The sequence below is a fragment of the Vibrio sp. MA40-2 genome, from assembly GCF_047302445.1.
Lineage (GTDB): Bacteria > Pseudomonadota > Gammaproteobacteria > Enterobacterales > Vibrionaceae > Vibrio.
In genome coordinates this window covers 1434120-1449158 of sequence record NZ_CP178627.1, presented here as the reverse complement: position 1 = coordinate 1449158, position 15039 = coordinate 1434120, and the positions used below count along the sequence as shown (strand labels likewise).

The 15039-nt window shown below is 38.3% G+C and carries 9 protein-coding genes; 2 read left to right on the top strand and 7 right to left on the bottom strand.

The genetic code is table 11. The features are described from left to right. Positions 1 to 124: 124 nt before the first annotated feature. Positions 125 to 1129 (bottom strand): NAD-dependent epimerase, encoded by a 1005-nt coding sequence (locus ACLKML_RS06355; RefSeq protein ID WP_413282874.1) that lies wholly within the window; start codon positions 1127 to 1129, stop codon positions 125 to 127. Positions 1130 to 1465: 336 nt separating this feature from the next. On the opposite strand from ACLKML_RS06355, the gene ACLKML_RS06350 reads away from it, so the two are divergent. Beyond that, the gene (locus ACLKML_RS06350) at positions 1466 to 2338 is read left to right on the top strand and encodes a DMT family transporter (RefSeq protein ID WP_413282873.1); all 873 of its coding nucleotides are present in this window, start codon (positions 1466 to 1468) and stop codon (positions 2336 to 2338) included. Between the two features lie 109 nt (positions 2339 to 2447). Here ACLKML_RS06350 and ACLKML_RS06345 read toward each other — a convergent pair whose 3' ends face one another. The 3 genes from ACLKML_RS06345 to ACLKML_RS06335 all read right to left on the bottom strand — a co-directional run bounded on the left by ACLKML_RS06345 (position 2448) and on the right by ACLKML_RS06335 (position 7646). After that, a complete protein-coding gene (locus ACLKML_RS06345) occupies positions 2448 to 3335 on the bottom strand; it encodes a LysR family transcriptional regulator (RefSeq protein ID WP_413282872.1) in 888 nt (295 codons plus the stop codon). 82 nt (positions 3336 to 3417) lie between these two features. Beyond that, positions 3418 to 4434 carry a lipoate--protein ligase gene (locus tag ACLKML_RS06340; RefSeq protein ID WP_413282871.1) on the bottom strand — a complete coding sequence of 339 codons (1017 nt, stop codon included), beginning with the start codon at positions 4432 to 4434 and terminating at the stop codon, positions 3418 to 3420. Between the two features lie 110 nt (positions 4435 to 4544). Beyond that, on the bottom strand, positions 4545 to 7646 hold the full coding sequence (locus ACLKML_RS06335; RefSeq protein WP_413282870.1) for an EAL domain-containing protein: 3102 nt from the start codon (positions 7644 to 7646) through the stop codon (positions 4545 to 4547). Positions 7647 to 8056: 410 nt separating this feature from the next. Here ACLKML_RS06335 and ACLKML_RS06330 point away from each other — a divergent pair, with 410 nt between their 5' ends. After that, positions 8057 to 8332: a hypothetical protein gene (locus tag ACLKML_RS06330; protein ID WP_413282869.1), complete on the top strand. Its 276-nt coding sequence runs from the start codon at positions 8057 to 8059 to the stop codon at positions 8330 to 8332. A gap of 214 nt (positions 8333 to 8546) precedes the next feature. Here the strand turns inward: ACLKML_RS06330 and ACLKML_RS06325 are convergent, their stop codons facing one another. From ACLKML_RS06325 to ACLKML_RS06315, 3 genes are all read right to left on the bottom strand, one after another. Next, entirely contained in the window at positions 8547 to 8939 is a 393-nt protein-coding gene (locus tag ACLKML_RS06325) for an ACT domain-containing protein (RefSeq protein ID WP_413282868.1), read from the bottom strand. 116 nt (positions 8940 to 9055) lie between these two features. Further along, positions 9056 to 9991: a diguanylate cyclase gene (locus ACLKML_RS06320; protein WP_413282867.1), complete on the bottom strand. Its 936-nt coding sequence runs from the start codon at positions 9989 to 9991 to the stop codon at positions 9056 to 9058. Between the two features lie 4 nt (positions 9992 to 9995). Further along, positions 9996 to 14960 carry a CHASE domain-containing protein gene (locus tag ACLKML_RS06315; protein WP_413282866.1) on the bottom strand — a complete coding sequence of 1655 codons (4965 nt, stop codon included), beginning with the start codon at positions 14958 to 14960 and terminating at the stop codon, positions 9996 to 9998. Positions 14961 to 15039: the final 79 nt, after the last annotated feature.

Genomic DNA, 15039 nt, shown 5'->3' with positions numbered 1-15039 from the left:
ATCCTTATACGCAACTTAATTAACTCTTATGAGCATTAATAAGCATAGCTGAACTTGATACTTTATGACGTTTTTATATTGTCCACAAGGTATAACCTAATGGATTACGACGTGGACTAAAGCATTACTTGTTATAAAAATCTCGATACCATGAAATAAACTCTGCTACACCTTCACTGACTGTCACGCTAGGCTTGTAGCCGCATGCTTGAAACAAATCATCTGTATCGGCATACGTTTGGTAAACATCACCGGGTTGCATTTCGCGGAAGTTCTTTTTCGCTTCAATACCTAACTCATCTTCGATAGCTTTAACAAAGTCCATTAATCGAATAGGCGAACCGTGACCAATATTGTATACCGCATAGGGAGCAGAACTGGTTGCTGGTGAACCTGTTTCGACTGTCCATGACGAATCGCGAGTAGGTAAGACATCCGCTATACGAACTACGCCCTGCACAATATCATCAACATGAGTGAAGTCTCGCCACATATCGCCATTGTTGTTGATATCAATCGTGTCACCATCCAGTATTTTCTTAGTAAAGATAAATGGAGCCATATCTGGACGTCCCCAAGAACCATAAACAGTAAAGAATCTTAAACCAGTAGTCGGGATATCATACAAATGAGCATAGCTATGCGCCATGAGTTCATTAGATTTCTTAGTAGCGGCATAAAGAGAAACAGGGTGATCAACCGTATCTGTGGTCGCAAATGGCGTCTTACCATTCAAACCATAAACTGAACTGGATGAGGCATAAACTAAATGACCCACTTTATTTTGACGACAGCCTTCCAGTATATTCAGATGACCAACCAGATTGGAATCGGCATAAGCATGTGGGTTTTCTATCGAATAACGTACACCAGCCTGAGCAGCCAAGTGAATAACACGATCAAATTTCTCGTCGCTAAACAAGGCTTCCATCGCTTGTCTATCAGCAATATCGGTTTGAATAAAACGAAAATTTGCGTGTTCTATTCTTGCTAACCTAGCGGTTTTTAGGTTTACATCATAATAATCATTTAAATTATCAATGCCGACAACGTCATGATTTTTTGCTGTTAACTGTTCAACAACCGCACTACCAATAAAGCCTGCGGCTCCTGTTACTAAATATTTCATTATTCGAATCCTAGTCTCAACCAAATAAATCGCGTCTATTAAATTCCATCTGCGAACTGTTTAAATTTATTCTTTTTACATCGCCGTACTATAACATTACCCTCGCTATTGACGAAGTGAGAAAACTCTTCAAACCGTGACTATTTCTCAGCACTGCGATTCATTTTTTACAGAAACTAACATTAATTCCATTATTGGTATTAGTTATCCCACTTACGGCGGTTTCTTATGTTGTTAAATAAAATATACTAGCGGTTCTGTTTTGCAGAATAATAGTACTAATCATCTAAGCTATTGATTCAACTGCAACGTTAATATAAGGAATAGTGATTAATTATGTGGATTGTATATGCTCTGTTAGCTGCTTTGTTCTTTGGTGCAAGAGGAATAATGTATCAATGGACATCACAAAAAAATCTGGACCGTAATCTGATGTTATTTGGTGTGTTTTTTGTCGGCTTTATTTGTAGTGCCATTGGAATGTATCTGCTCAATCAACAATGGTATACATGGTCCGATGTTATTGTTGGGCTCGCCATGGGCTTCGCTTCTTTTTCGGCGAACTCTGCTTTACACAAAGGTTTCTCTGTTGGTAAAGCCTCCGTTATTAGTATTCTATCCGGATTACCGCCATTATTTGTCGTATTATTGGCCTTTATGTTTTGGGACGAAACTCTCACCACTCAACAACTACTAGGCTTTAGTATTATTTTTGTTGGGCTATACACAATACGTTATTCCAATGACATTTCGTTTCGTAATTTACAGGGCGCTCAATGGGGATTACTTGCGGCACTTTTCTTTGCGTTTAATGACTTATTGGGCAAGCAATCGACACGACTTGAGGCCGATACTTTTGCTACGTTAACGCTTATGTTTGGTTTTGGTAGTCTATTATTTGCAATTAACTGGTTACAAAAAAGGAAATTAAACACCAGCAATATTCACGATTCCCGCCCTCGTTGGTCTGATACTAAGACATTTGGTTGTGGAATGGTTGTAGGGCTTTCCAATGTCGCAGGTATGGTCGCTATCCTATCGGCGTTTTCACTTGGTACAACAGGTTTAGTGTCTGCTATTTCGGCAATGAATATTCTAATTATTTTATTGTATACCCGAGTTGTTCTGAAAGATTCATTTAGTCGACAAGAAATTATTGGCTTAACGGCCGCCTTAGCCGGTATCGTCATATTACGTTTAAGCCAGTAATTCCACTAATTAACTCGAAACAAAGTTGTTAATTATAAACTGAAGATTAGCTATAAACGTTATGATAGCAATAAACGTCATGATAGCAATAAATAGGTACTGCAGTGGGTTAGGATAATCTCTGCAGTACATATTCAACTAACAATTTTACTCGAAGTGGCAGGTTTTCTCGGTCTCGATAAAGCATTGCAAACGACTGTTCAGCACTTTGCCATTCAGGCAAAACGCGTTTAAGCTCCCCTTCTTCAATCATGGGTAAAGCTAAGTAATCGGGTATGTAACTAATGCCAATCCCTGTTGCAACGGCTTGAGTCATCATTTGAACTTCATCGATCTCTAACCTAATATGCTGCTGCGGCTGGTAATTATAAGTTTCTCCGGTGGCACAATTTTCTAATTGCCAGGGTAGTAGTTTCTCACAAACGACTTTTTCAACACCGTGCAACTGGTTAGGGTGCTGTACATGGTCTAAACATAGATCGGGATGGCTACATAATATGTTTCGGGTGTACTTCAGTTGGCGAATAACCCAATTCTCTAACTTTCGATTCCTGATTCTGAACGCGATATCAATTTCTTGCTCTTCAATATCTATTAGGTTATTGGAAAAACGTAAATCCAATTGTATTTCTGGATATTGTAATAAGAAATCGTAAAAAATAGATTTTAGGAATTGCTGACCAAAATATATCGGTGCCGTTATTCTAATTTTACCTTTCAGTTGATGTTTTTCATGATGCAGCTGCTGGCCTATTTTTCCTAGTTCATCGAATAAAGCAAAAGAGCGGTGGTAATACTGGTTACCAATATGCGTGAGAGTCACTCTATGTGCATCTCTATTGAGTAATCTCAGTTGCAAATCACTCTCTAATTGCTGTATTCGACGACTCAACGTCGACAACGGCATATTTAGACTTATTGCGGCTTTTTTAAAACTTCCAAATTTCGCTATGGCGCAAAAACAACGTAAATCATCAAGAGAATAATTTGCTTTCATAGGCATTAATTATAAAAACTCACCATATGTTGTTAATCGACTTACCTGTTAATCACTTGTCTTACTGATCAAACTTGCCTTGCTAATCAACTTGCCCAATAAACCAATGCTTAACATCACCAAGCTGCTCTTGATACTGAGGCAGTGTTTCAGCTAACTTATCGATGCAAGATTCAATTTCATTTTTCTTATATTGAGTGCTAATTAATTGTTCAGCTAACTGCTCCATAGGATAAGGGTCAAGCATATCACTGAAAATATTGGCTTGTTCAATTGTGCCTTTTTTAACATCCAGCAATATCTCCACTCCCCCCCAAGTAAACCGTTCATCAATCTTGTGAGTAAACGGTGGTGTTTGGCCAAAATTCCAATCCCAGCTACTTTGCGAGGCAAATTTCGCTTCAAACCCTGGCAGATCATAAAAATGTTCTGGAGAAATATGTTCAATTTCAACAGAGGCTTGATAATGCTCAAGATACGCAGCCATGATCGCCTCGCATACTTGAGAATGGTTGATATCTGGCTTAACTGTATCTAGGTTAATGACGCGTGATTTAACTGATGTGATCCCTTTTGCTTTTAATTTTTTTTCATCTGGATTCAAATAATCACCAAGACGATTTAAATCAGCACTAAGTAGTAAGGTTCCATGATGGAAACCACGATCAAGTGTTTCCCGATAAGCAGACCCTGAAAATTTGCGAATACCGGCCTCGTCTTCCAACACTAAGTCATTGCGTCCATTAGCGACACCGTTAATACCTAGTTTGGCTAAACCTCGTAACACAATATCGGTAGAAATAACCTTGTCATACTCTGGCTTGCCTGCCATAAAAGTAAAATTAGTGTTACCTAAATCATGAAATACGGCGCCACCGCCAGTTTGACGGCGTGCAAGTTTAACTTGATCTTGTTCCATCTGTTCGGTTTTACATTCACGCCATGGATTCTGAGCGCGACCAATGACAACCGTATCAGCATTACGCCACAAAAACAGCACGCGTTGATCTGCAGGCATAGATCGAAAAATAGTGTCTTCAACTGCTAGATTAAACCATGGATTGGTCGAATCAGAGATTAAAATGCGCGTTTTTACCATAATGAGTTACCAACTAAGTTATCAAGTTGACTGAGTTAATGCACCGTTTGTCAACTTTTATAATATTGTGAAATAAGTTGCCCACTATAGCTTACGATGAGCGAGTTAGCTTACGATGAGCGAGATAATAACTGGAAAAATTCTGATTTTTCCAGTGGTTTACTGAACAAATAACCTTGATATTGTTCACAAGCATTCAATTTTAAAAACTCAAGTTGTGCTTGGCTTTCTACACCTTCAGCAACGACATTAAGCCTTAATGCATGTGCCATAGAAATAGTTGCAATCGCTATCGCTGCGTCTTCTTTATTCTCTGGTAGATCTTTAATAAATGCGCGATCTATTTTCAACGTATCTAATGGTAGTTGCCGCAGATATTGAAGTGATGAATACCCAGTTCCAAAATCGTCTATTGCGAAATGAATACCCTTTGTTCTGAGTTGATTTAATGTATCGATAGCTTCATTAACGTCATCCATCACAATGCCTTCAGTTATCTCAAGTTCCAGCAGTAAGGGCGATAGACCTGTGTCTTGCAGCACTGACAAAACCATCGGCACCAAATCTTTTTGGTGGAACTGGCGTGGTGAAAGATTAACTGCCACGGTTAAGGGATAACCACTCTGTTGCCAGCATTGTGCATCTGTACACGCTTTTCGCAACACCCATTCACCAATAGGAACAATCAGCCCTGTTTCTTCAGCAAGAGGAATAAATTCGGCAGGGGAAATAATTTCGCCTTCTCGTCGCCAGCGAATCAAAGCTTCGCATCCAACAATAGAGCCATTGGTAATATCAACTTTAGGTTGATAAAAAACCTCAAACTCTTCTTTATCAAGCGCTCGACGCAAATTATTTTGTAATTCAAGTCGCCGACTGACGGCGACATTCATACTTTCGGTATACAAATGATAGCAATTTTTACCTAGAGTTTTAGCTTGATACATTGCCAAATCTGCATTTTTAATCAAACTTTCTGCGTCTACGCCATCGTTAGGGAACAGACTAATTCCAATACTAAAGCTAACATAAAATTCTTGGCTGTCGATGGATATAGGCTGAGTAAACGCGGCTGAGATTCGATTAGCGATTTCACAAACATTCCATTCTGACTCAGTGGCTGAAGCAAGAACAACAAATTCATCGCCTCCAAATCGAGACACAGTATCTTCTTCCCTTAAGAGCTCAACTAAAATCCTAGCAACTTCTTTTAACAAGCGATCACCAACATTATGCCCTAAGCTATCATTAATGGTCTTAAAGTTATCCATATCTAGAAAAAGCACGCCAACTTGACCATTTTTACGCCGAGCGCGAAGTAATGCATTCGTCAATCTATCAAGAAACAGTAGACGATTCGGTAAACCAGTAAGCGCATCATGGTAGGCTTGATGTTGTAATTGTTTTTCTCCATGTTTAATATCTGAAATATCATAAAAAACAGAGATATAATGAGAAACATTGCCTTTGTAATCACTTACAGCACTAATCGAAAGCCTCTCAGGAAATGTCTCCCCTCCTTTACGACGGTTCCAGATCTCTCCGCTCCAATGACCTTTTTCAGAAATAGTTCGCCACATTTCCGCATAAAAATCGGGCCCATGGTGTTCTGACCTAAGAATAGATGGTTTTTTACCTATGACTTCATCCGATGAATATCCTGTGATGGTAGAAAAACCAGGATTAACCTCTTGGATAACACCATTAAAGTCAGTAATAATAATCCCTTCAATCGTGTTTTCAAAAACCGACGCCAACAGACGGAGCTTTTCCTCATATTTCTTACGTTGACTAATATCACTAACTATCGCCCAGATGCTTTCAACTTGTTTATCTTCATTTAAACTAACAAAACTACGTTTTTCGACTGGAAAATGACTGCCATCTTTTCTAACGCTTTCTTTTTCGTAGACATCAGAATACCCACGCATCATTAATTGGTTATCAATGACATCATTTTCTATCGATAGAGACCTTTGTTCTGTTAATTGCTGTAAGAAGGTTCCTTTCAGCTCATCTGCTTCAAAACCGAACATTTTTCGATAGGCTTCGTTGTAATCTAGGATTTCTCCATCAAGGTTGTATCTCACAAAGCCGTTATTCAAACTTTCTCGCAATTGGTTAATCATTTTCTCGGCTTCAAGTAAGTTTTTCTGACTCACCTTATAGTCGGTTTGAATACGAACTAGCCACCACACCCCGATAATAAGAAGAACCAAAGCGGCTAAGTTACGCACTAAAAACAATATGCTATCCGGTAACAATTGTTTGGTAAGCGTACTTTGATCAACAAATGATATTAATATCCAATCGCCATCATCTTTAACCCAATTAATACCGTAGGATCCATTGTGTTTTTTGTGTAATGGATGGATAGTGATATACGAAAAAAGTCCAGCATCGGTCTCTAGCTGGCCAGAGTTGTGACTAGATATGTCTTTCCAAGCGTCGGGAAATTGTTGTGCCATGGTTTGCTTTGAGCGACTGCTTATCATAAAGCCCCACTCATTCTTTTCTTGAAGACCTTTAAGCCAATAGCCTTCTTTATTGACGAGCATTAATTTTCCATGAGATCCCGAAATAGGTGTCCGTTGAATATCTGCAAGTAAATTCACACCAAGGTAATTTACAATCAGTATGCCTTTATTTTGTTGCTGACTATCAACAATCGGAACAGCAAAACGAATAATAGGTTTAAGTGGTTTCTCAATTTGTCCTTGCTCAATATTGAGATCAAAAGGTGAAACATAGATATCGTTTGGCTTTAATGTCATTGCTTTAGAGAAATAAAAACGACCACTTTTATCTTGCAGTTTGTTTTGAGGTACAACTGTCGCATTCTGGCCATTTCCATTAACGCGAACTCTTTCTACCCCTTGGGAATCGATAACTCGGATCTGGTCGAAAACTCTTTTAAAGGTTAGGAAAGACAATAGCTTCTGTTCTAACGAAGCAATAGAACTCGTTGTGCTTGCTCCTTCAGCAAAAGCTCTTATTTCTTCAAGATCACGTAAAACGTTAATATCAGAAACAATCAGCGGAAATATTTTGTCTACTTGAGCGCTTTGCTCGTTAACATAAGTATTTTCTTGCTCAAGAATGTGCAATTTTTTAGCTTGGTAATGTGATCGTTCATAGGCTAGAGAGCACAATAGCAACAAGATCATTGTTGGAATAAAAATTATTATAAATCTCTGTGATACTTTACTCATCGTACTCCAAGCTGTCATCGAGTGTATTATTTCACAAGCTAAATTTTGCCCAACATAGCAGTCTCATCTAGTATGCATTCATAATCGTATAGTAATAAATGCCGCTATATTATAACTGTTAGAAATATATTATACCTTTAACTGGATTAGAGTCATTCATATCACTGATTTAAATGCAGATTTATTTACTTTATATCAATATAAGTGAAAAATAACGATGGCGTTACTCTAAAACTAAAGCACTAACCTGATTAATCTAAAAAATACGATAAGGCAACGTATGAAACCAATTATAGTGTGATTACTCAGTAAAACTCAGCTAACTCTTTGGAGGGATAGATTTTTTTCTTTAATGGCGAATATAATAACGAACATTAATATATCAAGATCGGTCGCTTAGAGGAGTCGTGATGTCTAAAAAGCCAGATAGGATCACCGCAATGCAACAGATAATTGATGCGGTAAAGCAAGAATTCCCACTTTACCGAGAAGATACCTTCAAATGCGGTCCAGACAATACTTGCATCGGTTGCCCAAAAAAACTGATGGAAATGGTCGATTCTGAAATCGGCTATTGGCAACATCAAATAAACAGAGGTATTCCACCAACCTTTGATGATTTGTATTCATTTGGCAAAATGTGTAAAAACATCAAAAGATCACTGGTTAGAAATCATCGCATCTGAAAAGGGCAACGCACTATTGTAAATAACTAATTGATTGCAAGTAACTAATTGGTTGTAAGTAACTAATTGTCTGAAAGCAACTAACTACCTGCAAGTAACTAATTGTCTGAAAGCAACTAACTACCTGAAAGTAACTCATTGATTATAAATAACTAATTATTTTTTGGTCGAGTATCTTACTTGGTTAAACTTGACAAAAATCGGCAATCAAAAACTAAGCAAACTCTTTTAGTGCATTCATAGCTTGTTCTGTTTTGTCTTGTTGTACAAAAATATGGTCATGGTAATAACCTGCAATAACATTGGCACTAATACCATATGAAGAAAGTTTGTTAGCAAATGCAGCGGTGAGCCCCACCGCTTCCAAACTTGAATGTACTGAAAGAGTAATTAAACTGAACACTGCGTCAAAATCTAATTTATTCGCAATCGCGATCTCTTTTTTAACAACCAATGTTAATCCCTCTTGTTCACAAAACGTGGCAATCGGTTCCATTGCTAAGTAATTGGATAGTGGCCCATTAACTGTGCAAAAAACATAGTTTCCTTCAATAAGTTCTGGTGACATAGATTTTAATAAAATATCTAAGTCGGTAATCGCAGCCATATTTGTTATCCTGTTATTCAATTATTTTATCGTTAAGGTGATGGCTACGATAAAATGCCGCATCACATAAGTAAAATTAATAATTTTAATCTTTGATTAGAAAAATTGATTAACAATCAAATTGCTTTATAACTGATTTGATTACGACCTTTCTGCTTAGATTCGTATAAAGCAGAATCGGCTGTTTCAACCAACGCCCATTCGTTAAATGAAGCTACCTCGGTTTGATCACTAAAACAAAGGCCAGTGCAAAAGCCCATCGATACCGTAACAACATCATGGATAGCCTCTGGTGCATGAGCAATATTCAGATTAATGATATTTTTAAGCAAATCAGCAAGAAAAATAGATGCCCCGTCAGCGTCAATATTCGGCAAAATTAAGGCAAATTCTTCACCTCCGTACCTTGCTACAACATCTGCTGGTCGACGAGCATTGGTCTTCAACGCTGATGCTATGCGTCGAATACACTCATCGCCTTCGAGATGACCAAAGTGATCGTTGTATTTTTTAAACTCATCAATATCTATTAATGCCACTGTTAAAGGGCTTTTTTCGCGTCGACAACGTTTGAATTCTAAACATAACCGTTCATCAAACGTCCGTCTATTAGCCAGTCCGGTCATACTATCGGTATGCGCAAGATTAGTAAGTAAATCAATAACTCGCTTATAGTCTAAGTGAGTTTTCACTCGAGCTAACACGACAACAGGATTAAGTGGTTTTAAAATATAATCTGCCGCCCCTACATCAAAGACTTTTTCTTCAAAATGGATTTCACCGTGACTAGTAATAAAGAGCACAGGAATATCTCGTGTACCTGGACGGCTTTTCAACCTTGCACACACCTCTAGTCCATTGATGTCAGGCAGTTCAACATCAAGTAAGATAAGATCAGGTGCTTTTTGAGCGATCATTTCGAATGCTTGTTGAGCGTCCATTGCAAAGCGAATACGCCCGACTTGTTTTAATGTGTGATTGAGTACCATGACAACGGTTCGATCATCATCGACGATTAGAATATCGGCTAACTCATTATTAATATCTATCATACGATTATATTGCCATCATGTTTTTTTGGAGAGAAGCAAGAATAGCGATCGCTTTTTTGTAATTGAGTTTTATTAAGCTATCTTGGAGTTCAAAAAAGTTGTCATCATCTAAAGCATCTCGGAACGAGGCACTGTGTTGATTGAACTCTTCCAAAGCGCCCATATCTTGCATCTCTAATAAAGTCAAAATATGCGATACCGTTTCAATATGTAGTGGAACGACATCATTTTTGGCTAATATATCTTCCATATCACGTTGCTCATCAGCCCACATTTCTAAAGCTTCTGCACTGTTCTCGTATAATTTTTTCAGTTCGGTAGACAGTTCAACCAGTATTTCATAGGCCGGTTTAGTCTCTGTTCGTAACGCATTTTCGGCTTGTTCGGCAAGTTTTTGTATTTTTTGTGCGCCTACGGTACCGGAAACACTGCGTAACTTATGAACCTGTGAGGCTATTTCTGAACGTAAATCGACTGAATTGTCTCGATCAATCTCAGGTTTGGGAGCGGTCGCTAAATCAGTGTAATCAGATAACAAAGTGTCTAACGTTCTAAAAAATAATGACTTGTCATCAAGCAACATCTCTTTTGCTCTATCAATATCCAGATCAGTAATCTTTGGCCAAACATCCAATTCGGGCATGGGTTCTGTAGTAGGCGAGAGAATTGAAACTTGCTTATTTCGGTATACGGCAACCAATTCGCGTAATACATTGATAACTTCTGATGGTGTAATAGGTTTAGTAATAAAGTCGTTCATACCCGCTTCAAAAGCACGGTTTCTTTCTTCTACTAATGCACCAGCCGTTAATGCAATAACCGGCAACGAAATCAAACCAAGGTTATTTCGAATACGCCTGGTTGTCTCTAAACCATCAATACCTGGCATCTGAATATCCATCAACACTGCATCAAACTCATTTGGTGCTTGTTCCAATATGGACAAAGCTTCTTCACCGCTACTGGCTTTTTGAACATGCGCACCGTTTTTCTCCAAAATATTACTAATGACCATTAAATTAATGGCGTGGTCATCAACAACTAATATCTGCATATCAGGCAACCATTTAGCATCGACCGCTTCAGTACGAGTCGATTCTAATACCCGTTTGGAGTTACCTGAATAGTAGGTAACGGCATCGTTAACAGCATTAAATAAAGAAGATGAATTAATGGGCTCTAATAGAAAACCGGTTATAAATTGTTCTGGGTCATCTACCATTGACTTCCCTTGAATCACCTGGCCTTGAGCATATTTTTCTTGAAAGTGAGTACTTTGCAAGTGAGTACCTTGTAAATAATCACCTTTAAGATTTGAGTCTAGAAAACTATGATCTTGAGGATTAGAAGAAACCAGCAAAATTGCGGATAGATTCTCTGACCCAATTTGAGTAGCCACAGACCGAATAGCTGTTAGACTATCTGACTGAGACAATTCCCAATTGAGGATCATAACATCAGGCGGCCTTAACTTATTGTTTTTTCTTGAAATATAAACATCAGCTAATTCATCAGTGTTACTGACAATCTGCGAACGCCAACCAAGCGCCTGTGTCATCTGTTGCAATGAACTTTTATTGGCCGTTTTATCTTCTGCTATCAATACAAATAATTTCTGCGTGTGCGCCGCTTGCTCTACCATATCTTGCGATGTTTGCATTTTCAGCGGTAACTCAACCCAGAATTTACTGCCAATACTTGCACTGTTGTTGCTATTCTTACCACTTTCAACGCCAAGTCTACCACCCATCAAATCCACTAACTGATAAACAATGGAAAGCCCTAACCCAGTGCCACCATATTGGCGCGCAGTACCAGAATCAGCTTGAACAAAAGGCTTAAACAACCGTGCCTGCACCTCTTGTGGTATGCCAATACCTGTATCCGTCACCGACAAGCGTATTCCTATGTACTCGTCTGAAACATTTTGAAGGTCGGTTATAGGTAGAGCAGTAATTGGGGTTCGTTGTACATTGAGAGAGACGGTACCTTGGGTTGTAAATTTGAGTGCATTACTCAGTAAATTCGCCACTATTTGTTGTAGCCTAGTACTATCAGCGATCACTCTTTCAGGTAGGTCAGTGTCTATCTGCAAGTTAAATACTAAGCCTTTTTCCTCAGCTTGACTGGTAAAGACTAATGCGATTTCTTCAAAAAAGTCCCACATATCAATAGGCCGAAGATCAAGTTGCATTTCTTTAGCTTCTATTTTAGCAAGGTCTAAAACATCGTTTACAATGCCTAACAAAGACTTACCTGAAATTTGAATTTTTGCCACTAATTGCTGTTGTTCCTCGGTTAATTGTTCTTCTGCTAACAAATAACCTAAGCCAATAATTGCATTTAACGGTGTTCGAATTTCGTGGCTTGTATTGGCTAAAAATGCGCTTTTCGCTTCCGTGGCAGATTCGGCATCGCGCAATGCGATATTAAGTTTCTCTTCTTGCTCCAATCGTTCCGTGATATCGCAAACCGAAATATTAACTAAAAGCGTGCCATCTAAATCGGCATAGCTAAAGTTAACTTCTGCGGGAAATGCTCGCCCATAAATATCACGCGCTAAGACCTTAACTCTACTTGAAACTATATCTCTTTCCGGCTGCTGTATATAATTCATCAACTGAGTTGTGTAGGTTTCTCTCTTTTGCCTTGGAATGAGTTTTTCTATTGATTGATTTTCGAGTTCTGCACGCTTATAGCCAAAAAGCTGTTCGGCTTGTACATTGACCATTTGAATAATTGCCTGTTCATCGATCACAATAGTGGCATCGGGTGCAGATTCTAATAGCCCTTTGAATCGTTGCGATTCTTTACTTCTTTGCTCTTCTCTTTGCGTGTTCAATGTCTCTTTTTGGGTAATAATATCGTTTAACCAAAGCCAATACTGAATTGCTATATTCAGTAAACTAACCAAAAGCAATATCCCGATCGTAATACCCATTTGTATTGCAATTTTTTTAAATACCGGGAATTGAGAAGTTGCACTGTAAATATTGAATAGTCGCCCGTCAGCTTTATCTTGTAAAGCAAACACGCCTTGTTTGGCAAACACATTACCGGTAATACCAGAATAGCTAATAACATCGGCCACTCTTATATATTCAAAAAAAGGCAGTGAATGAAACTCATCCTGCCAACGGTGTATGTTGCCGTATTCAAAAGTAAAGGTCTTTGATTTATTCGGATGAAGTAAAAATTGCCCTTCATTATTGGTGATATATAAATCTGTTTTTGTCGATATATTGTTTTTGAAGAACTGTAAAATGTTATTGGCGTCAACATTAATAATGACTATACCAAACAGATCACCATTGGCAAAAAATACCGGCGAAGAAAAACGCCACATTGGACGATGAGGTCGTTCAATTTTGCCATACTCTCGGTTCAACGTCATATCAGATACAAACACATTTCCTTCACCTACTTGCAGAGTTTGTTCAATATATGTTTCATTGGCTTTTGACTGGAGAAAGTCATCATCCATCACCGTCAACTCATCAGCAAAACGCTGTATTTTAACCCTTTCTCTCCAGTTATCTTTAGCTTCTATAAACCGGACTTGATAAACATCCTCATTGGATAGCATGTAGGCCTCAAAAATATCGGCCAGACGTTCGTTCCAATGCTGTACTGAATCACTGTGTTGTTCTAACGCTTCTGGTCTAATATTCGTTTCTAGCTTTTCTAAAGTACGTATCGCTGATGAACTGGCGAGAAAAAGTACATCTTGACGATACTTATTAACTACATTCTGTAATTCGGAAAGAACCGATTCACGAGTCTCTGATAATTCACTATTAATTTCGGTGAAGCTATTTTTAACGATTAACCAACTTGACACTGAGAATATCAAGATGAAAAGGATTAAAATTAATTTGTGGGTTTGTTTTAATCTAGGAGTAGCAAAAAAAATAAATAAGCTCTGTGAGCTCAACTGATAAATTTTTTCGTATCGACTTTGGTCTTCCGTTAATCGATTCACCCTAAACATATTTATTGTGGCTAGGGTAATCAAAGTGATGACCAAACAGATAATTATCGCTAACCCAATATTCCAATGCTTTGTTTTATTGAGCATTTGATTAGAAGGTGAAATCTCCATCTTCCAGTGTTGCCCTAATATAAAAATATCACGAACCACTCTATGGGTAGCTGAGTGACCTAACACTGTACTGGTTGAACGATAAAAAGGTTCATTTTCGGTTTTGTTGGTCAATGAAATATAAGCGTGGTCATTTAAGATGCCAAGACCATCGAGCACCTCATCAATAACCAGAGGAGCATAAGACCAACCAACTACTGCTTTTTCCCTAGCATCATCAGTATTGAGAAGAGCACCATCAGCGTAAATGGGTAAAAGCACTAAAGCGCCTTTACGAGGTTTCCTGTTGGCTTGAACTAATGTAATCGGTGCGGTTAAGTATGGAGCATCATCTCGAGCCGCCGATATAGCGGCCGAACGTCGATTTATCTCAGAACCAATATCCAGCCCCACTGCTTGCCGATTCTTATCAAGAGGATAAATATACTGTATTACAAATCGGTCGTTGTCGTGCGGGGCTAAAAATCGAATATTGAAATCAGGCGCACCATCTTTACGGGCATTTTCTAAGAACGTAGATTGTTGACTTGGAGAAACACGTCGTATGAAACCGAACCCTATAGCTCCGGGAAATTCTTGTTCAATATTACGACTATAGATATAATTTTCGAACTGCTTTCGGGTAACATTTTCTGTCCCTACCGCGACAATAGTGCCACGAGCGCCTCGTAAACCATATTCAAAGTGTTGGAAGCGTTCAGCTATTAATTTTTCAGTGTTGTCAGCTAGGGTATTGGTATATAACTTTATTTGATATTCGTTTTGAAAATTAAGCACCCATGCTACTAACAATGTACAGACAAGACCTATCAACATAGCAGGCCAATAATTAAAGCGATTTTTTTTTGCGTGTTTTTTAATTATCATGATTCCTTGTTGCTTTTGATATCATTTCCATATAGTGCATTAACCACGATCTTAAAATATGAAACTTTAATTTCATGTT